Origin of the sequence: Litorisediminicola beolgyonensis (assembly GCF_042679605.1) — a bacterium.
GTDB lineage: Bacteria > Pseudomonadota > Alphaproteobacteria > Rhodobacterales > Rhodobacteraceae > Litorisediminicola > Litorisediminicola beolgyonensis.
Genome location: NZ_JBHTMU010000007.1, coordinates 33495 through 55403, shown reverse-complemented (window position 1 = coordinate 55403; position 21909 = coordinate 33495). Strand labels below are relative to the sequence as shown.

Here is a 21909-nt window from a genome sequence, read left to right as displayed (position 1 = left end):
ACTGTCCATTTCGTCCGCAGCGTTGTGCGGCCCTGCCATCTTTCCCCAGATGTCTTAAAATTTATGGCACACCGACCGGGCTCCTTAAAGGTCACGATGGGGTAGGGTTCCCTTGATGCCGGGAAATAAGCGGGATTTCGCTCAAATCGCGGGGAAACCAGCCGAAAGATCGGTTTTCGCGCAGGCGATGCGGCCGTGCATCATGTCGCAGGGCCTTGATGGGCTTCTCCGCTTTGTGAGTTTACATGCCCCTCACCGCATCGGGTACACTGCACAGGCTGCTGTGCGACGCTTTCGAAAGTAATGCCATGACCATGACCCCGCCCCGGTTCGCGCTGCTTCGTCGCGTCACCTGTCTTGCCTGCTTCGGTCTGGCGCTCGTTGCCGCGACGCCGCGCGCCGACGCGCAGATCAGCCTTCTTCAGCAGACCGTCGCAGAGGCGACGATGGGCGACGAGAGCCTCGCAAGCTTCTACCGCGACCGCGGGTTCGAGCCGCTCTGGGCCGGCGCCGATGCCGCCAGCCTCGAGCGTCGGAGCGCGCTTCTGGCCGCGATGGCCCAGACGACGGCCCACGGGCTGCCCTCCTGGCAGGGTGAGATCGACGCGCTTCTGGCGGAGCTACGCGCGGCGCAGACCCTCACCGAGCGGGGCCGGGCCGAAGTGGCTGTCAGCCGCGCCTATCTGAAATTCGCCCGTGCCCTTCAGACCGGCATCCTTGAGCCCGGCCGGGTGGTGCGCGACATCCGCCGCGAGGTGCCCTATCGCAGCGCCGACGAATTGCTGATGCTGGTGGCCGACAATCCGCCGCGCTCGGCGATGCGCAAGCTCTCGCCCGCGACCCGCGAATACGCCCGTCTGATGCGCGAGAAATTCACGCTCGAGCGCCGCATCGCGCGCGGCGGATGGGGGCCTCAGGTGCCCTCGGGCAAATACGAGCGCGGCATGAGTGGACCGGGCGTGATCGCGCTCAGAAACCGGCTGATCGCGATGGACTATCTCGCGCCGACCGCGCGGGCCGGTTTCGACAGCACGATGCATGATGCGGTCGAGCTCTTTCAGGCCGATCACGGGCTGATCGTCGACGGGATCGTGGGCGGTGACACGCTGCGGGCGATGAATGTCGATGCCGACGAACGGCTGCGGTCGGTTCTCGTGGCGATGGAGCGCGAGCGTTGGATGAACCTGCCCGGCGGCCTCGGCAAGCGCCATATCAGGGTGAACCTGCCCGAGTTCATGGCGCGCGTTTATGACGACGACAAGCTCACTTTCGAGACGCGCGCGGTGATCGGTGCGCGCGGCGACGACCGCGAGTCGCCCGAGTTCTCAGACGAGATGGAGCATATGGTCGTCAACCCGAGCTGGTACGTCCCGCGCTCCATCGTGGTGAACGAATACCTGCCGCTCCTGCGCCAGAACCCCTATTCCGTCGGCCATATCGAGATCACCGACAGCCGTGGCCGCCGGGTAAATCGCGCTGCCGGCTTCTCGCAATACGGACCGCAGAGCTTTCCGTTCTCGATGCGCCAGCCCCCGGGGCCGAAGAACGCGCTCGGGCAGGTCAAGTTCATGTTCCCGAACCGCTACAACATCTACCTGCACGACACCCCGTCGCAGCATCTCTTCGCCGACGACGTCCGGGCCTATTCGCACGGCTGCATCCGGCTGGATGATCCCTACGATCTCGCCTATGTGCTGCTCGCGCCGCAGAGCGACGATCCCAAGGGGCTCTTCCAGTCGCGCCTGCGCGGCGGACGCGAGAGCCGGATCGACCTCGAAACCCATGTGCCGGTGCACCTGATGTACCGGACCGCCTACACCACGCCCAAGGGTCACGTGCAGTATCGCCACGACATCTACGGGCGCGATGCGGCGATCTGGCGGGCGCTGGAGCGGGCAGGGGTTTCTTTGGAAGTGGGACGCAGCTAAACCCCTCGGGCCGCTGATCGCGCTGCCGGAGGCCCGCCCATGCACAGAATTTCCGAGATTGCCGAGGCTCTTGGCCTTGCGTTCGAAGGCGATGGCGACCTTCGCGTGAGCGGTGTCGCCGAGCCTGCGGGCTGTCCTCCGGACAAGCTGGCGATGGCGCTGAAGCCCGAATTTGCCGCCGGTCTGGCCCAAGGCGAGGCCCGCGCGGCGATGATGTGGGCCGGTGCGGACTGGTCCGAGTACGGGTTGGCCGCGGCGATCCTCGCGCCACGGCCGCGTTTCGCCATGGCGGGGCTCTCGGCGCTGATGGATCCGGGGCAGGGCCTGGGCGGCGGCATCTCCGACAAGGCGTCGGTCGACCCGTCCGCGACGCTGGGACAGGACGTGTCGGTCGGCGCGTTCACGGTCATCGCTCCCGGAGCGCAGATCGGCGACGGCACCGTGATCGGCCCCCAGTGCTGGATCGGCCCCGACGCGGTGCTCGGTGCCGGGAGCCTGCTCCACGCGGGCGTCAGGATCGGCGCCCGGGTGCGCATCGGCCAGCGCTTCATCGCGCAGCCGGGCGTCGTCGTCGGTGGCGACGGCTTTTCGTTCGTGACGCCCGAGGTCTCAGGCGTCGAGCGCGCGCGCCAGAGCCTCGGCGATCAGGGAGAAGTGGCCGAGCAGAGCTGGGCGCGTATCCATTCGCTGGGCGCGGTCGAGATCGGCGACGATGTAGAGATCGGCGCCAACAGCTGCGTCGACCGCGGCACGGTCCGTGACACGCGGATCGGCGAGGGCACGAAACTCGATAACCTCGTACAGGTCGGCCATAACGTGATCGTCGGTCGCCACTGCCTTCTCTGCGCTCAGGTGGGTGTGGCCGGGTCGTCGACTATCGGCGATCACACCGTCCTCGGCGGCCAGACCGGGGTCGGTGACAATCTCAGGATCGGCTCGAACGTTATTACCGGCGGCGCCACCAAGGTGCTCGCCAACGTGCCGGACGGGCGGGTGATGCTGGGCTATCCGGCGATGAAGATGGACACCCATATCGAGGCCTACAAGAACCTCCGCCGGTTGCCGCGTCTCTTCCGTGACGTCGCGCGCCTTCGCAAGACTGTTTCAAACTCCGGCGAGAGTGACTAAGTCTGCGACGCAACAACGGAGTGCCGGGAATGCTGGACATGAGCGTGAAGGACCGCGTCACCGCCATCCTCGCCGAGCAAGCGATGGTCGAGCCCGGTGATGTCACCATGGGGATGAGCACGTCGGAGCTCGGGATCGACAGTCTGGGTCTCGTCGAGGCGATCTTCGCCATCGAGGAAGAGTTCGACGTCTCCGTGCCGTTCAATGCCAACGAGCCCACGGAAAGCGATTTCGACATCTCCACCGTCGCCAGCATCGTCGCGGGCGTCGAGCGTCTGGTGGCCGAGCAGCACGGGTGAGACGGGTCGTCATCACCGGCGCGGGGACGATCAACCCGCTCGGCCATGACGTGCCCGCGACGCTGGAAGCCATGCGTGAAGGGCGCTGCGGCATCGCGCCTCTCGACATGCGCGACGTGGACCGGCTCTCGATCCGGATCGGTGGGCAGGTCAAGGGATACGAGCCCGAGACCCGCTTCAATCGCCAGCAAATCTCTCTCTACGACCGCTACACGCAATTCACGCTCATCGCCGCCGAGGAAGCGATCGCCCAGTCGGGCGTGGTGTTCGACGGCGATCTCGCGGCGCGCTCGGGCGTCGTTCTTGGCACCTCTGGCGGCGGCCTGACCACTCAGGACGAGAATTACCGCGCGGTCTATGAGGAGGGGAAGAACCGCGTTCATCCCTTCGTGGTGCCGAAGCTCATGAACAACGCCGCCTGCAGCCATGTCTCGATGCAGTGGAACATCCAGGGGCCGAGCTTCACCGTCGCCTCGGCCTGCGCCTCGTCGAACCACGCGATGGGGCTGGCCTTTTCCTTTGTCCGCTCCGGCATGGCCCCGGTCATGGTCACCGGCGGCTCCGAATCCATGCTCTGCTTCGGCGGTATCAAGGCCTGGGAGGGGCTCAGGGTCATGTCCAAGGACGCCTGCCGCCCGTTCTCGGCCACCCGCAACGGCATGGTGCAGGGCGAAGGGGCGGGCGTCTTTGTCTTCGAGGAGTATGAACACGCGCGGGCGCGCGGCGCGGAGATCCTCGCCGAAGTGACCGGCTACGCCATGTCCTCGGACGCATCGGACATCGTGATGCCCTCGCGCACCGGCGCGGCCCGCGCCATCCGAGGCGCACTCTCGGATGCGCGCCTCGACCGCGACCGGGTGGGCTATATCAACGCCCACGGCACCGGCACCGCGGCCAATGACAAGACCGAATGCGCCGCCGTCTCCGACGTGTTCGGCCCCCATGCCGACCGGCTGATGATCTCGTCGACCAAGTCGATGCATGGCCATCTGATCGGCGGCACCGGCGCGGTCGAGCTTCTGGCCTGCCTCATGGCGCTGCGCGACGGCGTCATCGCCCCCACCATCGGCTACGAAGAGCCCGATCCAGAATGCGCTCTCGACGTGGTCCCGAACACCGCGCGCGAGGCGCGGATCGAGGCCGCGCTCAGCAACGCCTTCGCCTTCGGCGGGCTCAATGCCGTCCTGGCGCTGGCCCGCGCCTGAGCGCCGCCTTGCGGCCTCGCTTGGCCTTCGCTAAAGCCTGTGCCCGACAGGCACCCCGAGACGAGGCACCCCATGTCCATCGACACCGAGACCGCCGCCCGCGTGGCCAAGCTGGCCCGCATCCGCGTCGAGGATGACGCGCTGCCCGCGCTGGCACAGGAATTCAACACCATCCTGGGCTTCATCGAGCAGCTCCAGGAAGTCGATGTCGAGGGCGTCGAGCCCATGGTCTCGGTCGAGCCGATGCGCCTCAAGCGCCGCAAGGACGGTGTCACCGATGGCGGCATGCAGGAAAAGATCCTCTCGAACGCCCCCGATGCCCGCGAGGGCTTCTTCGCGGTTCCGAAAGTGGTGGAATGATGTCCGAGCTGACCAAGATGAAGATCGGCGAGGCGCGCGACGCGCTCCGCAAGGGCGAGGTGACGAGCGTCGAGTTGACCGAGGCCTGCCTCTCGGCCATCGACGCCGCCGATGCGCTGGGCGCCTTCGTTCACAAGACGCCCGACCTTGCTCTCGACATGGCGCGCGCGGCGGATGCCAAGCGTGGGCCGGACGCGCCGTCGCTGAACGGCATCCCGCTCGGCATCAAGGACCTCTTCTGCACCAAGGGCGTCGCCTCGCAGGCGGCTTCGAAGATCCTCGACGGGTTCAAGCCGGAATACGAATCCACCGTGACGACCCAGCTCTTCGAGCGCGGCGCGGTGATGCTGGGCAAGCTCAACATGGACGAGTTCGCGATGGGCTCGTCGAACGAGACCTCGACCTATGGCAACGCGGTCAACCCGTGGCGCAAGGGCAATTCCGACGAGGCCCTGACGCCCGGCGGCTCCTCGGGCGGCTCGGCGGCGGCGGTGGCCGCCGATCTCTGCCTGGGCGCAACCGGCACCGATACCGGCGGCTCGATCCGCCAGCCCGCGGCCTTCACCGGCATCACCGGCATCAAGCCCACCTACGGGCGCTGCTCGCGCTGGGGCATCATCGCCTTCGCCTCCTCGCTCGACCAGGCCGGTCCCATGGCCAAGGACGTGCGCGACGCCGCCATTCTGCTCGAGGCCATGTGCGGCCACGACCCGAAGGATTCGACCTCCGCCGACCTTGCGGTGCCGGATTTCGAGGCGATGCTCACCGGCGACATCAAGGGCAAGACCATCGGCATCCCGCGCGAATACCGCATGGACGGCATGCCCGAGGAGATCGAGACGCTCTGGTCCCAGGGCGCCGACATGCTCCGCGACGCGGGCGCCAGGATCGTCGACATCTCGTTGCCGCACACCAGATACGCGCTGCCCGCCTATTACGTGATCGCGCCCGCCGAGGCCTCGTCCAATCTCGCGCGCTATGACGGCGTGCGCTACGGGCGCCGCGCCAAGCTCGCCCAGGGCGACGGCATCACCGAGATGTACGAAAAGACCCGCGCCGAGGGCTTCGGCCCCGAGGTGCAGCGCCGCGTCATGGTCGGCACATACGTTCTGTCGGCGGGCTTCTACGACGCCTATTACAACCGCGCCCGCAAGGTCCGCACCCTGATCAAGCGCGACTTCGAAGAGGTCTTCGCCGACGGTGTCGACGCGATCCTGACCCCGGCCACCCCCTCGGCGGCCTTCCCGCTCGGGATGGAGATGGACGATCCGGTGCAGATGTATCTCAACGACGTCTTCACGGTGACGGTGAACCTCGCCGGTCTGCCCGGCATCTCGGTGCCCGCGGGAACCGATGCCACCGGCCTGCCGTTGGGCCTGCAACTGATCGGCCGTCCCTGGGAAGAGGGCGACCTGCTGAACACCGCCTACGCACTGGAACGTGCCTCGGGGTTTGTGGCCAAACCCGACAGGTGGTGGTAATCGGCGCCAATACGCGCGCCTCAAGGAGTGCCCCATGCGTTCGCTTCTGCTTGTCTCCGCCGCCCTCACCGGCCTTGCCGCCTGCCAGCCGACGGTGCCCGACAGCGCCGCGGGCGTCGGCTTCGACAATTACGACCGCGCCCGGCGCGAGGCGCTCCTGAACGGCAGCCCGACGCCGCAGACCGCCACCATCACGCCGCCGCCCGACGTCTCGGGCGCCCCGATCAACGCCTCGGGCGACCCGGTGACCGAAATGGCCGCGGCGGCCCTCGCACGCGGCGACGGCACCACGGTTGATCCCCTGGCACCCGCGCCGCAATCGGTCTCGAACGCAGCAGGCATCTCCGAGGAAAACAATTTCGACGCGGTCTCGGGTGAACGCTCCATCGCCGAGGATGCCGCGCTCATCGCCCAGAACAGCGCGCAATATCAGCAGGTGCAGCCGACGGCCCTGCCGACCCGCACCGGCGCGGAAGGCCCCAATATCGTGGCCTATGCCCTGTCGACCACCAACGCGGTCGGCCAATCGATCTACAGCCGCTCGGCCTTCGCCTCGAAGGACAAGGAAGCCCGGAACTGCGCCGCCTATTCCTCGGCCGATCTCGCCCAGCTCGACTTCCTGTCCTCGGGCGGCCCGGACCGCGACCGCAAGGGCCTCGACGCCGATGGCGACGGCTTTGCCTGCAGCTGGAGCCCCGCGCCCTTCCGCGCGGCCGCCCGGAACTGATCCTCCGCGAGCACCGCTCCCCCAATTTCGGGCCGCGCCGAGACGGCGCGCGGCCCGATCACGTCATGCTCCACTACACCGCAATGGCCTCGGCCGCGGCCGCCTGCGAGTGGCTCTGCGCCGAAAAGGCCCAGGTCTCCGCCCATTACGTGATCGCCGAGGACGGGCGGTCCTGGCAGCTCGTCGAGGAAGACCAGCGCGCCTGGCATGCGGGCACGGGCCAATGGGGCGAGATCACCGACATGAACTCGCGCTCCATCGGCATCGAGCTCGCCAATACCGGTGCCCATCCCTTCCCCGAGCCGCAGATGGCGGCGCTCGAGACCCTTCTGCGCGCCATCCGCGACCGCCACGCGATCCCGCCGGGTCGGGTCATCGGGCATTCCGACTTCGCCATTGGCCGCAAGATCGACCCCGGCCCGCGCTTCGATTGGGCGCGGCTGGCGCGCCGCGGCTTGGCGCTCGACCCGATCCCTGCCGAGCCTCAGCCCATCACCGCCTCGGCCCATGCGGCGGGCTATCGCTGGCAAGACGGGCAAGAGGACGCGCTTCTCCAGGCGTTGCGCTTCCGGCTCCGCCCCGGCCATGAGGGGCCCGAGGACGACACCGACCGCCGCCTCGCCGCAGGGTTCGCCGCAGCGCTCCGCGCCGGGGGCTGAGCGCGACCCCCTTGCGCTTCTTCTTTTTCAAAATACGCAAAAAGACGCCGCCAAAAGCGGCTCACTCGACCTCGTAGGGCAACACGCCCCGCCGGTCCTCCGCGATCGACAGCCGCCGCTCCAGGGGCGGCACAGAGCGCTGGTGGCAGGCCCGGCGCTCGCAGATCCGGCAGGAAATGCCGATCGGCTCGAACGTGCCCTCGCGCCCCAGATCCAGACCGTCGGCATAGACCAGCGCGCCCGCATGCCGGACCTCGCAGCCAAGCGCGATGGCGTAGCGCCGGACCGGCGCGCCGAAGCGGCCCCCGGGTTTCGAGACATCCCGCGCCAGGTTGATGTAGCGCACCCCGTCGGGCGTCTCGGCCAGTTGCCGCAGGAACCGGCCGGGCGTCTCGAAGGCGCGGTGCACGTTCCAGAGCGGGCAGGCGCCGCCGAACCGCGCGAATTGCAGCCGCGTGGCCGAGTGGCGCTTGGTGATCGTCCCGGCCTGGTCGACGCGCACGAAGAAGAACGGGATGCCCTTGGCGCCCGGGCGCTGCAGCGTCGAGAGCCGGTGCGCCACCTGCTCGATCGACGCGCCGAACCGCGTCGCCAGAAGCTCCAGGTCGTGCCGCGTCTCCTGCGCGGCCGCCAGGAAGCGGCGATAGGGCATCAGCACCGCGCCCGCGAAATAATTGGCGAGCCCGAGCTTGGCGATGGAGCGGGCGGTGTCGGACTGGAAGCGCGCAAGATCGAGCGTGGCCTCCAGCAATTGCTCCTGACGCAAGAGCGCGACCTGGATCAAGAGCTGGAAGGTCTGCGTCTCGCGCGGCGAGAGCGAGGACAGCGTCAGCGTGCGGCTCTCCGGGTCGAACAGGCGCAGCGCGGGGCCTTGGGTCTCGGCGACGGTGATCCCGGCCGCCGCCAGATGCTCGATGGCCGCCGTCGCGATATTGCCCGAGGCGGCAAGCGTCTCGCCCAGCCGCTCGCCCGCGCGGTCGACCGCGTCGATATAGTTGTCGCAGTAATGGAAGAAGTCGCGCACCTCCTCCCAGGGCGATGGCTGCAACTGCGCGCCCTCGCGCCCCAGCGCCTCGTCGAGCGAGGCGAGCCGCTCATGGGTCTGGCGATAGGCGCGGTGCAGCGCGAGAAACGCATGGGCGAGGGCGGGCGCGTTCGACGCGGTCAGGCGGAGATCTGCGAGGGGCGGGGCGGCCTCGGCAAAGACCGGATCGGCCAGGGCCTCGCGCATATCGGTCACCAGCCGCTCGGCGTCGCCCTGCCCAAGCTCGGTGACATCGAAGCCGAACTCCTGCGCCAGCGCGAGCACGACGGTGGTCGAGACCGGCCGGTTGTTGTTCTCCATCTGGTTCAGATAGGGCAACGAGACGCCGAGCTTGGCGGCGAACTCTTTCTGCGTGAGGTTCAGCCGCAGCCGGGTTTCCCGGAGCTTCGCCCCGGCATAGAGCTTCTGAACCGCCATGACCCGCTCCGTCTTCCGTCCCCTTGCGCCTTTGCTAAGGGCTTTCCGCGGGTTTGCAAAGTTAGGGCGTGGCGTCGAGTTCCGGCGTGTGTTTCTCGCGATGCATCACGAGGAGAATGGCGCCGATGCCGCAGACCGCGGTGCCGAGCTGCAGCCACAGGAGCGGCCAAGGCCCGGTCGCCGGGGTCAACAGCGCCCCGGCCAAGGCTGAGAGTCCCGCGCCGCCACCGATCATCATCGCGCCGGAAAGACCCGATGCCGTTCCCGCAAGGTGCGGCCGCACCGACAGGGCCCCCGCCGTCGCATTGGGAATGGTCATGCCATTGCCGAGGCCCACCAGCGTCATCAGGCCGAAGAAGCTCTCGGCATTGCCGAGGCCGGTGGCGAAGAGCGCCATGGACATGCTGACGCCGACGAAATTGATCGCCGCGCCCCAGAGGACCATCCGGTTGACGCCGATCTCCGCCGAATACCGGCCCGAGACCCAGTTGCCGAGGAAATAGCCGACCGCGGGCGCGCCGAAATAGAAGCCGAGCCAGCCCGGCGACAGCGAGAAGACCACCGAGCCGACGAAAGGCGCGCCACCCAGATAGGCGAAGAACGCCCCCGACGAGAACGCCGCTGCCAGGGAGTAGCCCCAGAAGCGCGGGCTGCGCAGAAGCTCGGGGTATTCGGCGAATTGCTGGCCGATGCTGAGCGTCGAGCGCTGCGCGGTTTCGCCCAGATCGCGCCAGGTGAGCCAGAAGAGCAGCACGCCCGACGCCAGCAGGAACCAGAAGTTCGCCTGCCATCCGAAGGCCTGGTCGAGAAGGCCGCCGATCAGCGGCGCGATCATCGGCACCACGGCCATGCCCATCGTCACGTAACCGATCATCGAGGCGGCCTGGTTCTGCGGAACCATGTCGCGGACCACGGCGCGGCTCAGCACCATCGCGGTGACGATGGCCGCCTGCGCCATGCGGAACGCCAGGAACACCCAGATTGTCGGCGCGAAGATGCAGCCGACCGTCGCGACGATGAAAAGCGCGATGCCGCCGAGGATCACCGGGCGTCGCCCGTACTTGTCCGAGATCGGGCCGACGAAGATCTGAAGGCAGGCGTTGACGGCCAGATAGACCGCGACGGACAGCTGCACGAGCCGGTACTCGGTCTCGAAGAACGCCGCCATGTTGGGCAGGCTCGGCAGGAAGATGTTCATGGACATCGCCGAAACGCCTGCCAATAGGATCAGCGTGGCGATGTGCGGAGGGCTGGAGCGGTCCAGAAACTTGCTGGCGGGAGGCCGGGTCATGCCCAGAGAAAACCCTGCATGGCGCGGCTTGTCCATCCGATCGGATAGGAACAGATCGCGTGTTATTCATTTTTGCATTTAGCGTGTGCAGTTGTTTTCAGTATTTGCAAATTTGCCGAAAAACCCTTGCCGTTCCGCAGCGCCTTTGTCATCCCTCCGCCAGGTTCAGAGGAGGCGCGCGATGAAGGACATTCTTCAGGAGCTCGAGGAGCGCCGGGGCGAAGCCCGGCTCGGTGGCGGACAAAAGCGCATCGACGCGCAGCATTCCAAGGGCAAGCTCACCGCCCGCGAGCGGATCGAGCTCTTGCTCGACGAAGGCTCCTTTGAAGAGTTCGACATGTTCGTCGCGCATCGCTGCACCGATTTCGGCATGGAAAAGCAGCGCCCCTACGGCGACGGCGTGGTGACCGGATGGGGCACCATCAACGGCCGCATGGTCTATGTCTTCAGCCAGGACTTCACCGTGTTCGGCGGATCGCTCTCCGAGACCCATGCGCAGAAGATCTGCAAGATCATGGATATGGCGATGCAGAACGGCGCGCCGGTGATCGGCCTGAACGACTCGGGCGGCGCCCGCATCCAGGAAGGCGTGGCCTCGCTCGCGGGCTATGCCGAGGTCTTCCAGCGCAACATCATGGCCTCGGGCGTGATCCCGCAGATCTCCGTCATCATGGGGCCCTGCGCCGGTGGCGCGGTCTATTCGCCGGCGATGACCGACTTCATCTTCATGGTGAAGGATTCGTCCTACATGTTCGTCACCGGCCCCGACGTGGTGAAGACCGTCACGAACGAGGTCGTCACCGCCGAGGAGCTGGGCGGCGCCTCGACCCACACCAAGAAGAGCTCTGTCGCCGACGGCGCCTTCGAGAACGACGTCGAGGCCCTGGCCGAAGTGCGCCGTCTTGTCGACTTCCTGCCGCTCAATAACCGCGAAAAGCCGCCGGTCCGTCCGTTCTTCGACGAGCCGGGGCGGGTCGAGGACAGCCTCGACACGCTGATCCCCGAGAACGCCAACAGCCCCTACGACATGAAGGAGCTGATCCTGAAGGTCGCGGACGAGGGCGATTTCTACGAGATCCAGGCCGAGTTCGCGAAGAACATCATCACCGGGTTCATCCGCCTCGAAGGCCAGACCGTCGGCGTCGTGGCGAACCAGCCGATGGTTCTCGCGGGCTGCCTCGATATCGACAGCTCCCGCAAGGCCGCGCGCTTCGTGCGCTTCTGCGACGCCTTCGAGATCCCGATCCTCACGCTCGTGGACGTGCCCGGCTTCCTGCCCGGCACCGGCCAGGAATATGGCGGCGTCATCAAGCACGGCGCCAAGCTGCTCTTCGCCTATGGCGAGGCGACGGTGCCCAAGGTCACCGTCATCACCCGCAAGGCCTATGGCGGCGCGTATGACGTGATGGCCTCGAAGCACCTGCGCGGCGATTTCAACTACGCCTGGCCCACCGCCGAGATCGCGGTGATGGGGGCAAAGGGCGCGACCGAGATCATCCACCGCGCCGATCTGGGCGATGCCGAGAAGATCGCGGCGCATACCCGCAACTACGAGGAACGCTTCGCTAATCCCTTCGTCGCCGCCGAGCGTGGTTTCATCGACGAAGTGATTCAGCCGCGCTCGACGCGGCGGCGGGTGAGTCGCGCCTTCGCGGCGCTGCGCGGCAAGAAGCTGCAGAACCCGTGGAAGAAGCACGACAATATCCCGCTGTGAGCGCGTGGAGGCCGGTCCCATGTTGGCACGCGCGCGCGGCAAAGCGGATGTTTCCCGCCGATCAAGGTGGACCAAAAGCTTAGGGCTTGCTCAGTTGACATACTGTGTTAATCCTTTCGCGGTCTGCCGGGATTCTGGGCATGTGGCGGTCTCGACCGCCCGCCGGGTCGGCAGAGAAGGAATATCGCTGCGCGCCAGTCGCGCGGCGCGTGCGGGCCAAGCCCGCCGTTCAGCAGCCCCGGCGGGAGGAGCCTCGAAAGAGGGCCGGGGCTGCGTTTCACCCCGGGTCCCGTCTTCGACCTCGGCACTTGTCGCCCTGAGCCTCTGCGCGGCCGCGCTGCCGGTCTCGGCCCTGCCTGAGCAACTGGGCGTGCCGTCCGGCCATGTCGTCGAGCTGCAGGAGCTGATCTTCGATCCTGACGGGATCGACGGCCCGCTCTACCGCTTCCGCTTCGTCGCGCCCTGGATCTCCGAGGACGGCGCGGATTTCGACGCGGTCGCAGACGACATGGAATATCTCTGCTCCGAGATCGCGCTGCCCGCGCTGCCGCTGGAGATCGCCGGTCCGGAAAAGATCGTCGTGTCGCTGGGCTCCGCGCGCTCCGCGTTCGGCGTCTCCGACCGCTCCGTCACGCAATTCTTCGAACTTTACAGCATCGACGGTGACCGCTGTATCTGGGAGGCGTTCTGATGCAGACCCAATACCTTGTTTCGCAACCGCCCCGGCGGCGGGAATTTGCGACTTTGCCGACACGCGCGCCTAATGATGCACGTGTTATTGGTGATTTTTTTCACGTTTGCGATAGCTTGAGTACGGATTGCCCTTTGGCAGTCTCAAGACAGGTGGGTTCTGGTCTGGTCCGCAAGGTCACGTCCGGGACACGCGAACAACAAAGGAGGACGTCATGTCCAACAGCCTCAAGCTTCTCGCCATGTTCGGTCTCGTCGCTGGTCTCTCGGCCTGTGGTGGCGGTCAGCAGGAAGAAGAGTACGTCGTGGTCGCGCCCGAGCCGATCACGATGGAACAGCCCATGGGCAAGTACAAGTAATGCTCCGTCGGGACGGGCGTCCGCGCCCGTCCCGCTTCGGCCGCGCCTCCAGCGGGGGAGGGCGGCATGATCAAGCACCGTGGCTTTCCCGGTCGCCTTCCCGGCTCCGATTTCCAGTTCACCATCCGCCGCGCCAATCCCAAGGGCGTGACGCCGATCATCCGCCGCGAGCGCTATGCTGACCGGCGGGCGCCCGACAGGCGCGCCGATACCTATTTCATGGCGGCGCTCTGGGAGCATTTCGGCGACGAACCCTTCGAGCGCGGCAATCTCGATGCGGGGCGGCTGAGCTGGCTCTTCGGGCGTGAGGTGCTGCCTTACGACGATCCCTTCGACCCGACCGATTACGAGGCGCGCCTGATCATCGACGAGCGCGCCGCGCGCGCGAGCTTCCCCGACGCCTTCGATCCGGAGATTTGGGCGTGATTTCGCGCAGCCCCTTTCAGGATCGGCAGGAACGAGCCGAAATTCTCGCATACCGTGTTTCGGCCTTTTCCGATTCACAGCGTTGCGCCAGCGTTGAGTCGTCCCCTCTCGGGGGCGATCTAGGTCGGCGTTTCCCCACGCCGAGAATGTACCGTTCCCTTTTTCCTGCCGGGCGGTGTGACCTTTCCCCGGGTTGCCCGCCCGTCTTCTTTTTTGACGCCGTTCGGAGGAACATTCTTTCCCGTCAGGGCGTTACCTCCGGGCAACCACATCTTACGTCCTCGGAGGCAAACTCATGGCCCGCATCGCACAACTCACCGCAATCCTCGCTCTCACCGGTCTCGCGGCCTGCGGCGACACCCTGGGCGAACAGGCCCTCATCGGCGGCGGCGCAGGGGCGCTGGCCTCTGAAGCGGCAGGCGGAGACGCGCTCACCGGCGCGGCCGTCGGCGCAGCCGGCAACGTCGCCTATTGCCAGACCTATCCGTCGCGCTGCTGATCGCGACCGGGCCGCCGCGCGCGGCCCATCGACCGTTTTCGAAGCCACCGTCGCCCCCGGGCGCGGTGGCTTTTTCGTGCCATCCGCCGCGCGCGCACCCGTCGCGCCCGGCCTGACGAAAAGGGGACAGAGATGTTCAAGAAGATCCTGATCGCCAACCGGGGCGAGATCGCCTGCCGGGTGATCAAATCGGCCAAGGCCATGGGGATCCAGACCGTTGCCATCTACTCGGATGCCGACCGCAACGCGCTGCATGTCGCGATGGCCGACGAGGCTGTGCATATCGGCCCGCCGCCCGCCAACCAGTCCTACATCGTCATCGAAAAGGTGATGCAGGCGATCAAGGAGAGCGGCGCCGAGGCGGTGCATCCGGGCTACGGCTTCCTCTCCGAGAACCCCAAATTCGCCGAGGCGCTCGAGGCCGCGGGCGTGGCTTTCGTCGGCCCGCCCAAGAAAGCCATCGAGGCGATGGGCGACAAGATCACCTCGAAGAAGATCGCCCAGGAGGCCGGTGTGAGCACCGTGCCCGGCTACATGGGGCTGATCGAGGATGCCGACGAGGCGGTGAAGATCTCCTCCGAGATCGGCTATCCGGTGATGATCAAGGCCTCCGCCGGTGGCGGCGGCAAGGGCATGCGCATCGCCTGGAACGACGAGGAAGCGCGCGAGGGCTTCCAGTCCTCCAAGAACGAGGCCGCCAACAGCTTCGGCGACGACCGGATCTTCATCGAGAAATTCGTCACCCAGCCGCGCCATATCGAGATCCAGGTGCTGGCCGACAGCCATGGCAACTGCGTCTACCTGAACGAGCGCGAATGCTCGATCCAGCGCCGCAACCAGAAGGTCATCGAAGAGGCGCCGTCGCCGTTTCTCGACGAAGAGACGCGCAAGGCCATGGGCGAGCAGTCCTGCGCGCTGGCCAAGGCGGTGGGCTACACCAGTGCCGGCACCGTCGAGTTCATCGTCGACGGCGACAAGAACTTCTACTTCCTCGAAATGAACACCCGCCTGCAGGTGGAGCATCCGGTGACCGAGCTGATCACCGGGATCGACCTTGTCGAGCAGATGATCCGCGTGGCCAACGGTGAGCCGCTGTCCATCACGCAGGACGATATCGGCATCAACGGCTGGGCGATGGAAAGTCGCCTTTATGCCGAGGACCCCTATCGCGGCTTCCTGCCGTCCATCGGTCGTCTCACCCGCTACCGCCCGCCCGCCGAGGGCCAGCGCGGCGACTGGATCATCCGCAACGATACCGGCGTCTACGAGGGCGGCGAGATCAGCATGTATTACGACCCGATGATCGCCAAGCTCTGCACCTGGGGCACCGATCGCGGCGAGGCCATCGAGGCGATGCGCGTCGCGCTCGACAGCTTCGAGGTCGAAGGCATCGGGCACAACCTGCCGTTCCTCTCGGCGGTGATGGATCACCCGAAATTCGTCTCGGGCGACATGACCACGGCCTTCATCGCCGAGGAGTATCCCGAGGGCTTCAACGGGGTCGAACTGGACGAGGGCACCCTCCGCCGCATCGCCGCCGCCTGTGCCGCGATGAACCGGGTGGCCGAGATCCGCCGCGCGCGCATCTCCGGGACGCTCGACAATCACGAGCGCCGGGTGGGCGAGGACTGGAACGTGGCGCTCCAGGGCGAAAGCTACGACGTGACCATCGCCGCCGACCGCGACGGGGCCACGGTGCGCTTTGCGGACGGTGCCGAGTTGCGGGTCGCGGGCGACTGGACGCCCGGCGATCAACTCGCTGACATGCGGATCGAGGGCGAGCCGCTCGTCCTCAAGGTCGGCAAGATCTCGGGCGGCTTCCGCATCCGGTCACGCGGTGCGGACCTCAAGGTCCATGTCCGCACCCCCCGTCAGGCCGAGCTTGCGCGCCTGATGCCCGAGAAAGAGGCCGCCGACACCTCCAAGATGCTGCTCTGCCCGATGCCGGGCCTCATCGTGAAGGTGAACGTGGAAGAGGGCGACGAGGTGCAGGAGGGCCAGGCGCTCTGCACCATCGAGGCGATGAAGATGGAGAACATCCTGCGCGCCGAGCGCAAGGGCGTGGTCTCCAAGATCAACGCGGGCCCCGGTGACAGCCTCGCCGTCGACGACGTGATCATGGAGTTCGAATGATCCGATGATCTGGGCGCTCCTCCTCACCCTCGCTGTGCTCTCGGCCATTGCCGTGGGCGCGGGCGACCGCCTGGCGCTTGCGCTGGGCGGCGAGGAGGGGCGTCTGGCCTGGCGGGTGATCCGCCGGTTCCTTCTGTCCATCGCGCTGCCGCTTGCGGTGATCGTGGCGCTGCCCTTCGCGCTTCTCTTCCACCTGCTCGAGTTCGATCCGCGTGTCGGCCAGGCGCTGATCGCGGGTCTGGTCATCGCGACCGGCTGGCTCACCTCGACCATCTTCGCGCAGGTCGACCGGGTGTCCGGCAAGGCCGAGAAGACCCGCGATTATCACAAGGCGATCTATGCCGAGATCGGCAACGCGCTCCGCGCGCTCTGGGACGAGGGCCAGTCCGAAAGCCATGTCGCCGCCACCATAGACCGCATGCGCGCCGATCCCGAATTCGTGCCCTTCATTCCGCGCGAACAGCATGACCGCGTCTACGAGGCGATCCTCGACGAGATCGAGGTTCTGCCGCGCCAGACCATCGACGCCATCGTCGCCTATTACAGCCAGATGCAGGCGCTGAGCCACATCGTCGAGGACATGCGCGGCGAGACCTTTCGCAGCGGCATGGCGCAGGATCGCCGGATCGCGATGTACGAGGATTACAGCTCGATGCGTCGGCAGGCCTTCATTCTCGGCCAATACGCTCTGGAGCTGATGAAGGAATATGCCAAGGGCGGCCCCGAGGCCGCCGATCGTGTGATCGCGCGGACGCTCAGTATCCGGGACGCGGGCCGGTCCGGCCGGTCAGCGGGATCGGAGTGAACGGGATGTTGGGGTCTTTTTCCATATCCGAGCCTCCTTGCTCTGTCCTGAAGATAAGCCTCGCGGCTCAGCGCCGCAAGGTGTCGCGCCGGTCGCGCACCTCCTGCTGGCGCAGCGGCAACTTGTCGATGGAACGCGACAGCTCGCGCACGTCCCAGGGCGTCGGTTTGCGCAGGACCGGTGCGCCGTCCTTGGCCATCAGGAAGAACATGAAGCCGCGCGGCCGGAGCTCGGTCCGGATCCCGGAGCGCGCCCGCGGATCGGTGTCGATGATCACCACCACGTCGCGGTCCGCAAGCGCGTCGAGCCGCTCTTCGATGAGCTGCATCTGCTCGACATATCGCGGATCGGCCGGGTTGTCGGCGAAGACCACGAGCGGCCGCTTGATCCATAGGAACTCGTCGAGTGTCCGGCCCTCGGCCGGGATCACGATCTCTTCCGGGGCCAGCGTCGCATCCGTCGCGGCCACCGGCGATGCGGCCAGCGCCGCGAGGAAAACAAGCATCCATTTCATGCTCTTGAATATAGGCAGGGCGAGGCGCGATTGCGAGCGTCGACGCCCCGCCTGTCCCGCGATCCGGACGCAGGCGCTCCCTCCCGCGCCGCGACCCCAAGACAGAAGGAGTTCGACATGACCGCCACCAAGGACGACTGGCGCGCGCTCGCCGAAAAGGAGCTCAAGGGCCGCGATCCCGAGAGCCTGACCTGGCACACGCTCGAAGGCATCGACATCAAGCCGCTCTACACCGCCGAGGATGTCGAGGGCCTGCCGCATCTGGGCACGCTGCCGGGGATCGAGCCCTTCACCCGCGGGGTGAAGGCGACGATGTATGCCGGGCGCCCCTGGACCATCCGCCAATATGCCGGTTTCTCGACCGCCGAGGAATCGAACCGCTTCTACCGCAAGGCGCTCGCCGCCGGTCAGCAGGGCGTCTCGGTCGCCTTCGACCTCGCCACCCATCGCGGCTATGACAGCGACCACCCCCGCGTCGTCGGCGATGTCGGCAAGGCGGGCGTCGCCATCGACTCGGTCGAGGACATGAAGGTGCTCTTCGACGGCATCCCGCTCGACCAGGTCTCGGTGTCGATGACCATGAACGGCGCGGTGATCCCGGTCCTCGCCAATTTCATCGTCACCGGCGAAGAGCAGGGCCACGACAAATCCGTGCTCTCCGGGACCATCCAGAACGACATCCTCAAGGAGTTCATGGTCCGCAACACCTATATCTACCCGCCCGAGCCCTCGATGCGGATCATCGCGGATATCATCGAGTACACCTCGACCGAGATGCCGCGGTTCAACTCGATCTCGATCTCCGGCTACCACATGCAGGAAGCGGGCGCGAACCTCGTCCAAGAGCTCGCCTACACGCTGGCGGACGGCAAGGAATACGTGAAGACCGCTGTCGCCCGGGGCATGGATATCGACAAGTTCGCCGGGCGGCTGTCGTTCTTCTTCGCCATCGGCAAGAACTTCTTCATGGAGGCCGCGAAACTCCGCGCCGCGCGGATGCTCTGGCACCGCATCATGACCGAGCTCGGCGCCAAGAACCCGCGCTCGAAGATGCTGCGCACCCATTGCCAGACCTCCGGCGTGAGCCTCGCCGAGCAGGACCCCTACAACAACGTCATCCGCACCGCCTACGAGGCGATGTCCGCGGTCCTGGGCGGCACCCAGTCGCTCCACACCAACGCGCTCGACGAGGCGATGGCGCTGCCGACCGAGTTCTCCGCCCGGATCGCGCGCAACACCCAGCTCATCCTCCAGGAAGAGACCGGCGTCACCAATGTCGTCGATCCGCTGGCGGGCTCCTACTATGTCGAGAAGCTGACCCATGACCTCGCCGAGGAAGCCTGGAAGCTGATCGAGGAGGTCGACGAGATGGGCGGCATGACCAAGGCCGTGACCTCGGGCATGCCCAAGCTCCGCATCGAGGAAGCCGCCGCCACCCGCCAGGCCAAGATCGACCGCGGCGAGGATGTGATCGTCGGCGTGAACAAGTACCGGCTCGAGAAGGAAGACGAGCTCGACATTCTCGATATCGACAACGCCAAGGTGCGCGAGGCGCAGGTGGCCGGGCTCGAACGCATCCGCGCAAGCCGCGACCAGGAGGCCTGCGACCGGGCGCTGGCCAAGCTCGAAGAGACCGCCGCGGGCGAGGGCAACCTTCTGGCCGCAGCCGTGGAAGCCGCGCGCGCACGCGCCTCTGTAGGAGAGATTTCGATGGCGATGGAAAAGATCTGGGGGCGCCACCGCGCCGAGGTGAAGACGCTCGCAGGGGTCTACGGCGCGGCCTACGAGGGCGACGAGGGCTTCGCGGCGATCCAGCGCTCGGTCGAGGCCTTCGCCGAGGAGGAAGGCCGCCGCCCGCGGATGCTCGTCGTCAAGATGGGGCAGGACGGGCATGATCGTGGCGCCAAAGTGATCGCGACCGCCTTCGCCGATATCGGCTTCGACGTCGATGTCGGCCCGCTCTTCCAGACCCCGGAAGAAGCCGCGCAGGACGCGGTCGACAACGATGTCCACGTGATCGGCATCTCGAGCCAGGCCGCCGGCCACAAGACGCTGGCGCCGCAACTGGTCAAGGCGCTCGACGCGGCGGGAGCGGGAGATATCCTCGTGATCTGCGGCGGCGTCATCCCGCAGCAGGATTACGCGTTCCTCAAGGAGGCGGGCGTGAAGGCGATCTTCGGTCCTGGCACCAATATCCCGGAGGCGGCGGAGGACATCCTGAACCTCATTCGAGAGGCGCGGGCGTGACCGCCGGGGGGCCGTCTGCCCCCCGGACCCCCCGAGGAATATTTTTGGACAGATGAAACCATGGGGGCGTCGACAAGCCTCCCGGCCGCATCGCATCCGGAACCCTCGGCACAAGCGCGTGCGCTTAGCGTTTCATCTGTCCAAAAATATTCCCGGGGGGAGGCGCACCCTGTGCGCCGATGGGGGCAGCGCCCCCTCAGCGCCCGATGATCGGAACGATCAGCGGGCCAGACATGCCCGGGCCGCTCGGCGGCCCGGACCTTTGGATCAGGGAATGATCCGGGTGTATTTCGACCCTTCGAGCGTCGCGCCGACGCGCAGGCCCGACTGGCCGAAGATCACCGCGATCACCGGCGAGGTCGTCGTGGTCGTGTCCGCGGTCAGCGTCTCGCCACGAGAGGGAAGCGCGTATTCGACATCCGCGCCCGCGGCCCAGCCCGGCGAGCGGCGGAAATTCGCGAGCGCCTCTTCGGTCATGAAGAACAGCACATGCGCGTATTGCTGCGCGCCGATCTGCAGCCCGCCCGAGGCCTTGGTCACCGAGTAATAGTCGACCGTCGCGCCGCCGACGCGCAGCGCGCCGCGCCCATAGGCGCCGCCCACGCCGAGGCCCGCCTCGGTTACGAGCGGCATCACCAGGATGCCCGCCGATTTCTGCGCCAGCGCCTGGGTGCCGGGATATTGCGTGTAAAGCTGGTTCAGCGTGGCGTCGACGCGGGCGTCGATCCGCGCCGGACCGGAGGAGCCCACGCCGTTGGCGCAGGCCGACAGCCCGCCAAGGGCGAGCATCGCGGCAACGCCGCGTCGTGTGTAATGGGTCATGAAACCGCTCTCGTTTCTCATGTGACGTGATGCCTGGAACAGGGCCTCGGGATCCGGCTGTGCCGCCGGTTATCCACAGCCATACGCTTTTCGTGCGCGCTTGTCACGTCATCTGGTAGCGGGCGGGCGGCGCTCCGCTAGCCGTTGAGGAGGCGCGCGGCGGCGGGTGCGAAATAGGTCAGGACCCCGTCGCAGCCCGCGCGCTTGAAGGCCATCAGGCTCTCCAGCATCACCCGGTCGCCATCGACCCAGCCATTCTGCGCGGCACCCGCGAGCATCGCGTATTCGCCGGACACCTGGTAGGCGAAAGTCGGCGCGCCGAAGGCGTCCTTCACCCTCCGGCAGATGTCGAGATAGGGCATGCCCGGCTTGATCATCACCATGTCCGCGCCCTCGGAGAGATCCCGCGCCACCAGCCGCAGCGCCTCGTCGGAATTGGCCGGGTCCATCTGGTAGGTGGTCTTGTCGCCCTTGAGCGCCCCCGAGGCCCCCACCGCGTCGCGGAACGGACCGTAGAAGGCCGAGGCATATTTCGCCGCGTAGGACAGCAGCATCACCTTCTGGCGGCCCTCGGCCTCGAGCGCCGCGCGCAGCGCGCCGATGCGCCCGTCCATCATGTCCGAGGGGCCGATGATGTCGGCCCCGGCCGCGGCCTGGCTTAGCGCCTGCTTGACCAGCGCCTCGACGGTGCGGTCGTTGACGATCTCGCCATCCTCCACGAAGCCGTCATGCCCGTCGATATTGTAGGGATCGAGCGCCACGTCGGTCATCACCGCCATCTCCGGCACCGCGTCCTTGATCGCGCGGGTTGCGGTGTTCGAGAGGTTGTCGGGGTTCCACGCCTCGGCGCAGTCCTGCGTCTTCTTCGCCGGATCGGTATAGGGAAAAAGACAGATCGCCGGGATCCCGAGGCCGAGGGCCTCGCGCGCGGACTCGACCACGCGGTCCACCGAGCGACGCATCACGCCGGGCATCGAGGGGATCTCTTCCTCGACGCCGGTGCCGTCGCGCAGGAAGACCGGCCAGATGAAATCCGACGGCGCCAGCGTCGTTTCGCGGACCAGAGCGCGGATCGCGGCACTCTGGCGCGCGCGGCGAAGGCGGGTGGCGGGGAAGGGGGCCTGGACCGGCTGCATGGCGCGTCTCTCCTGTCGTTCCGG

21 protein-coding genes are annotated in these 21909 nt (G+C 66.9%); 16 read left to right on the top strand and 5 right to left on the bottom strand.

Annotated elements, in window-relative coordinates; translation table 11 throughout:
* Nucleotides 1-308: 308 nt before the first annotated feature.
* The 8 genes from ACFQ4E_RS05730 (at nucleotide 309) to ACFQ4E_RS05695 (ending at nucleotide 7787) form a co-directional block, all read left to right on the top strand.
* The gene (locus ACFQ4E_RS05730) at nucleotides 309-1928 is read left to right on the top strand and encodes a L,D-transpeptidase family protein (RefSeq protein WP_386801981.1); all 1620 of its coding nucleotides are present in this window, start codon (nucleotides 309-311) and stop codon (nucleotides 1926-1928) included.
* 39 nt (nucleotides 1929-1967) lie between these two features.
* A complete protein-coding gene (gene lpxD / locus ACFQ4E_RS05725; RefSeq protein ID WP_386801980.1) occupies nucleotides 1968-3056 on the top strand; it encodes a UDP-3-O-(3-hydroxymyristoyl)glucosamine N-acyltransferase in 1089 nt (362 codons plus the stop codon).
* 38 nt (nucleotides 3057-3094) lie between these two features.
* Nucleotides 3095-3355, top strand: coding sequence for an acyl carrier protein (locus ACFQ4E_RS05720; protein ID WP_386802069.1), 261 nt, complete (start codon nucleotides 3095-3097; stop codon nucleotides 3353-3355).
* Nucleotides 3352-4560 (top strand): beta-ketoacyl-[acyl-carrier-protein] synthase family protein, encoded by a 1209-nt coding sequence (locus ACFQ4E_RS05715; protein ID WP_386801979.1) that lies wholly within the window; start codon nucleotides 3352-3354, stop codon nucleotides 4558-4560. The genes ACFQ4E_RS05720 and ACFQ4E_RS05715 overlap by 4 nt, the downstream gene beginning before the upstream one ends.
* Nucleotides 4561-4632: 72 nt before the next feature.
* Complete coding sequence (gene gatC / locus ACFQ4E_RS05710; RefSeq protein WP_386801978.1) at nucleotides 4633-4920, top strand: Asp-tRNA(Asn)/Glu-tRNA(Gln) amidotransferase subunit GatC; 288 nt, start codon at nucleotides 4633-4635, stop codon at nucleotides 4918-4920.
* Nucleotides 4920-6401, top strand: coding sequence for an Asp-tRNA(Asn)/Glu-tRNA(Gln) amidotransferase subunit GatA (gene gatA / locus ACFQ4E_RS05705; RefSeq protein WP_386801977.1), 1482 nt, complete (start codon nucleotides 4920-4922; stop codon nucleotides 6399-6401). Before gatC ends, gatA begins: the two co-directional genes overlap by 1 nt.
* Before the next feature lie 34 nt (nucleotides 6402-6435).
* Nucleotides 6436-7128 (top strand): hypothetical protein, encoded by a 693-nt coding sequence (locus tag ACFQ4E_RS05700; protein ID WP_386801976.1) that lies wholly within the window; start codon nucleotides 6436-6438, stop codon nucleotides 7126-7128.
* A 65-nt stretch (nucleotides 7129-7193) separates the two neighbouring features.
* Complete coding sequence (locus ACFQ4E_RS05695; RefSeq protein WP_386801975.1) at nucleotides 7194-7787, top strand: N-acetylmuramoyl-L-alanine amidase; 594 nt, start codon at nucleotides 7194-7196, stop codon at nucleotides 7785-7787.
* A gap of 61 nt (nucleotides 7788-7848) precedes the next feature.
* On the opposite strand, the gene ACFQ4E_RS05690 is transcribed toward ACFQ4E_RS05695, so the two are convergent.
* Both ACFQ4E_RS05690 and ACFQ4E_RS05685 read right to left on the bottom strand, forming a co-directional pair.
* Nucleotides 7849-9249, bottom strand: a complete 1401-nt coding sequence (locus ACFQ4E_RS05690; RefSeq protein WP_386801974.1) for a helix-turn-helix domain-containing protein — start codon at nucleotides 9247-9249, stop codon at nucleotides 7849-7851.
* Between the two features lie 61 nt (nucleotides 9250-9310).
* Complete coding sequence (locus ACFQ4E_RS05685; RefSeq protein ID WP_386801973.1) at nucleotides 9311-10540, bottom strand: multidrug effflux MFS transporter; 1230 nt, start codon at nucleotides 10538-10540, stop codon at nucleotides 9311-9313.
* A 181-nt stretch (nucleotides 10541-10721) separates the two neighbouring features.
* On the opposite strand from ACFQ4E_RS05685, the gene ACFQ4E_RS05680 reads away from it, so the two are divergent.
* The 7 genes from ACFQ4E_RS05680 to ACFQ4E_RS05650 all read left to right on the top strand — a co-directional run bounded on the left by ACFQ4E_RS05680 (nucleotide 10722) and on the right by ACFQ4E_RS05650 (nucleotide 17166).
* Nucleotides 10722-12254: an acyl-CoA carboxylase subunit beta gene (locus tag ACFQ4E_RS05680; RefSeq protein WP_386801972.1), complete on the top strand. Its 1533-nt coding sequence runs from the start codon at nucleotides 10722-10724 to the stop codon at nucleotides 12252-12254.
* Between the two features lie 19 nt (nucleotides 12255-12273).
* Complete coding sequence (locus ACFQ4E_RS05675; RefSeq protein WP_386801971.1) at nucleotides 12274-12945, top strand: DUF6497 family protein; 672 nt, start codon at nucleotides 12274-12276, stop codon at nucleotides 12943-12945.
* Between the two features lie 214 nt (nucleotides 12946-13159).
* Nucleotides 13160-13303 carry a hypothetical protein gene (locus ACFQ4E_RS05670; RefSeq protein ID WP_386801970.1) on the top strand — a complete coding sequence of 48 codons (144 nt, stop codon included), beginning with the start codon at nucleotides 13160-13162 and terminating at the stop codon, nucleotides 13301-13303.
* 66 nt (nucleotides 13304-13369) lie between these two features.
* Entirely contained in the window at nucleotides 13370-13729 is a 360-nt protein-coding gene (locus ACFQ4E_RS05665; RefSeq protein ID WP_386801969.1) for a hypothetical protein, read from the top strand.
* A gap of 295 nt (nucleotides 13730-14024) precedes the next feature.
* The gene (locus tag ACFQ4E_RS05660; RefSeq protein ID WP_386801968.1) at nucleotides 14025-14228 is read left to right on the top strand and encodes a hypothetical protein; all 204 of its coding nucleotides are present in this window, start codon (nucleotides 14025-14027) and stop codon (nucleotides 14226-14228) included.
* A 132-nt stretch (nucleotides 14229-14360) separates the two neighbouring features.
* The gene (locus ACFQ4E_RS05655) at nucleotides 14361-16361 is read left to right on the top strand and encodes an acetyl-CoA carboxylase biotin carboxylase subunit (protein WP_386801967.1); all 2001 of its coding nucleotides are present in this window, start codon (nucleotides 14361-14363) and stop codon (nucleotides 16359-16361) included.
* 4 nt (nucleotides 16362-16365) lie between these two features.
* Nucleotides 16366-17166 carry a hypothetical protein gene (locus tag ACFQ4E_RS05650; protein ID WP_386801966.1) on the top strand — a complete coding sequence of 267 codons (801 nt, stop codon included), beginning with the start codon at nucleotides 16366-16368 and terminating at the stop codon, nucleotides 17164-17166.
* 67 nt (nucleotides 17167-17233) lie between these two features.
* Here the strand turns inward: ACFQ4E_RS05650 and ACFQ4E_RS05645 are convergent, their stop codons facing one another.
* Nucleotides 17234-17680: a DUF4174 domain-containing protein gene (locus ACFQ4E_RS05645; protein ID WP_386801965.1), complete on the bottom strand. Its 447-nt coding sequence runs from the start codon at nucleotides 17678-17680 to the stop codon at nucleotides 17234-17236.
* A gap of 117 nt (nucleotides 17681-17797) precedes the next feature.
* Here ACFQ4E_RS05645 and scpA point away from each other — a divergent pair, with 117 nt between their 5' ends.
* A complete protein-coding gene (gene scpA / locus ACFQ4E_RS05640; RefSeq protein WP_386801964.1) occupies nucleotides 17798-19927 on the top strand; it encodes a methylmalonyl-CoA mutase in 2130 nt (709 codons plus the stop codon).
* A 267-nt stretch (nucleotides 19928-20194) separates the two neighbouring features.
* On the opposite strand, the gene ACFQ4E_RS05635 is transcribed toward scpA, so the two are convergent.
* Both ACFQ4E_RS05635 and hemB read right to left on the bottom strand, forming a co-directional pair.
* Complete coding sequence (locus tag ACFQ4E_RS05635) at nucleotides 20195-20749, bottom strand: lipid-binding SYLF domain-containing protein (RefSeq protein ID WP_386801963.1); 555 nt, start codon at nucleotides 20747-20749, stop codon at nucleotides 20195-20197.
* Between the two features lie 137 nt (nucleotides 20750-20886).
* The gene (gene hemB, locus ACFQ4E_RS05630; RefSeq protein WP_386802068.1) at nucleotides 20887-21885 is read right to left on the bottom strand and encodes a porphobilinogen synthase; all 999 of its coding nucleotides are present in this window, start codon (nucleotides 21883-21885) and stop codon (nucleotides 20887-20889) included.
* Nucleotides 21886-21909 lie beyond the last annotated feature (24 nt).

Bases quoted from the DNA above. Each gene is read 5' to 3' on its own strand.
- ACFQ4E_RS05730 (WP_386801981.1), top strand. From the start codon at position 309: ATGACCATGACCCCGCCCCGGTTCGCGCTGCTTCGTCGCGTCACCTGT.
- lpxD (WP_386801980.1), top strand. From the start codon at position 1,968: ATGCACAGAATTTCCGAGATTGCCGAGGCTCTTGGCCTTGCGTTCGAA.
- ACFQ4E_RS05720 (WP_386802069.1), top strand. From the start codon at position 3,095: ATGAGCGTGAAGGACCGCGTCACCGCCATCCTCGCCGAGCAAGCGATG.
- gatC (WP_386801978.1), top strand. From the start codon at position 4,633: ATGTCCATCGACACCGAGACCGCCGCCCGCGTGGCCAAGCTGGCCCGC.
- gatA (WP_386801977.1), top strand. From the start codon at position 4,920: ATGTCCGAGCTGACCAAGATGAAGATCGGCGAGGCGCGCGACGCGCTC.
- ACFQ4E_RS05700 (WP_386801976.1), top strand. From the start codon at position 6,436: ATGCGTTCGCTTCTGCTTGTCTCCGCCGCCCTCACCGGCCTTGCCGCC.
- ACFQ4E_RS05695 (WP_386801975.1), top strand. From the start codon at position 7,194: ATGCTCCACTACACCGCAATGGCCTCGGCCGCGGCCGCCTGCGAGTGG.
- ACFQ4E_RS05690 (WP_386801974.1), bottom strand. From the start codon at position 9,249: ATGGCGGTTCAGAAGCTCTATGCCGGGGCGAAGCTCCGGGAAACCCGG.
- ACFQ4E_RS05685 (WP_386801973.1), bottom strand. From the start codon at position 10,540: ATGACCCGGCCTCCCGCCAGCAAGTTTCTGGACCGCTCCAGCCCTCCG.
- ACFQ4E_RS05680 (WP_386801972.1), top strand. From the start codon at position 10,722: ATGAAGGACATTCTTCAGGAGCTCGAGGAGCGCCGGGGCGAAGCCCGG.
- ACFQ4E_RS05675 (WP_386801971.1), top strand. From the start codon at position 12,274: ATGTTGGCACGCGCGCGCGGCAAAGCGGATGTTTCCCGCCGATCAAGG.
- ACFQ4E_RS05670 (WP_386801970.1), top strand. From the start codon at position 13,160: ATGTCCAACAGCCTCAAGCTTCTCGCCATGTTCGGTCTCGTCGCTGGT.
- ACFQ4E_RS05665 (WP_386801969.1), top strand. From the start codon at position 13,370: ATGATCAAGCACCGTGGCTTTCCCGGTCGCCTTCCCGGCTCCGATTTC.
- ACFQ4E_RS05660 (WP_386801968.1), top strand. From the start codon at position 14,025: ATGGCCCGCATCGCACAACTCACCGCAATCCTCGCTCTCACCGGTCTC.
- ACFQ4E_RS05655 (WP_386801967.1), top strand. From the start codon at position 14,361: ATGTTCAAGAAGATCCTGATCGCCAACCGGGGCGAGATCGCCTGCCGG.
- ACFQ4E_RS05650 (WP_386801966.1), top strand. From the start codon at position 16,366: ATGATCTGGGCGCTCCTCCTCACCCTCGCTGTGCTCTCGGCCATTGCC.
- ACFQ4E_RS05645 (WP_386801965.1), bottom strand. From the start codon at position 17,680: ATGAAATGGATGCTTGTTTTCCTCGCGGCGCTGGCCGCATCGCCGGTG.
- scpA (WP_386801964.1), top strand. From the start codon at position 17,798: ATGACCGCCACCAAGGACGACTGGCGCGCGCTCGCCGAAAAGGAGCTC.
- ACFQ4E_RS05635 (WP_386801963.1), bottom strand. From the start codon at position 20,749: ATGACCCATTACACACGACGCGGCGTTGCCGCGATGCTCGCCCTTGGC.
- hemB (WP_386802068.1), bottom strand. From the start codon at position 21,885: ATGCAGCCGGTCCAGGCCCCCTTCCCCGCCACCCGCCTTCGCCGCGCG.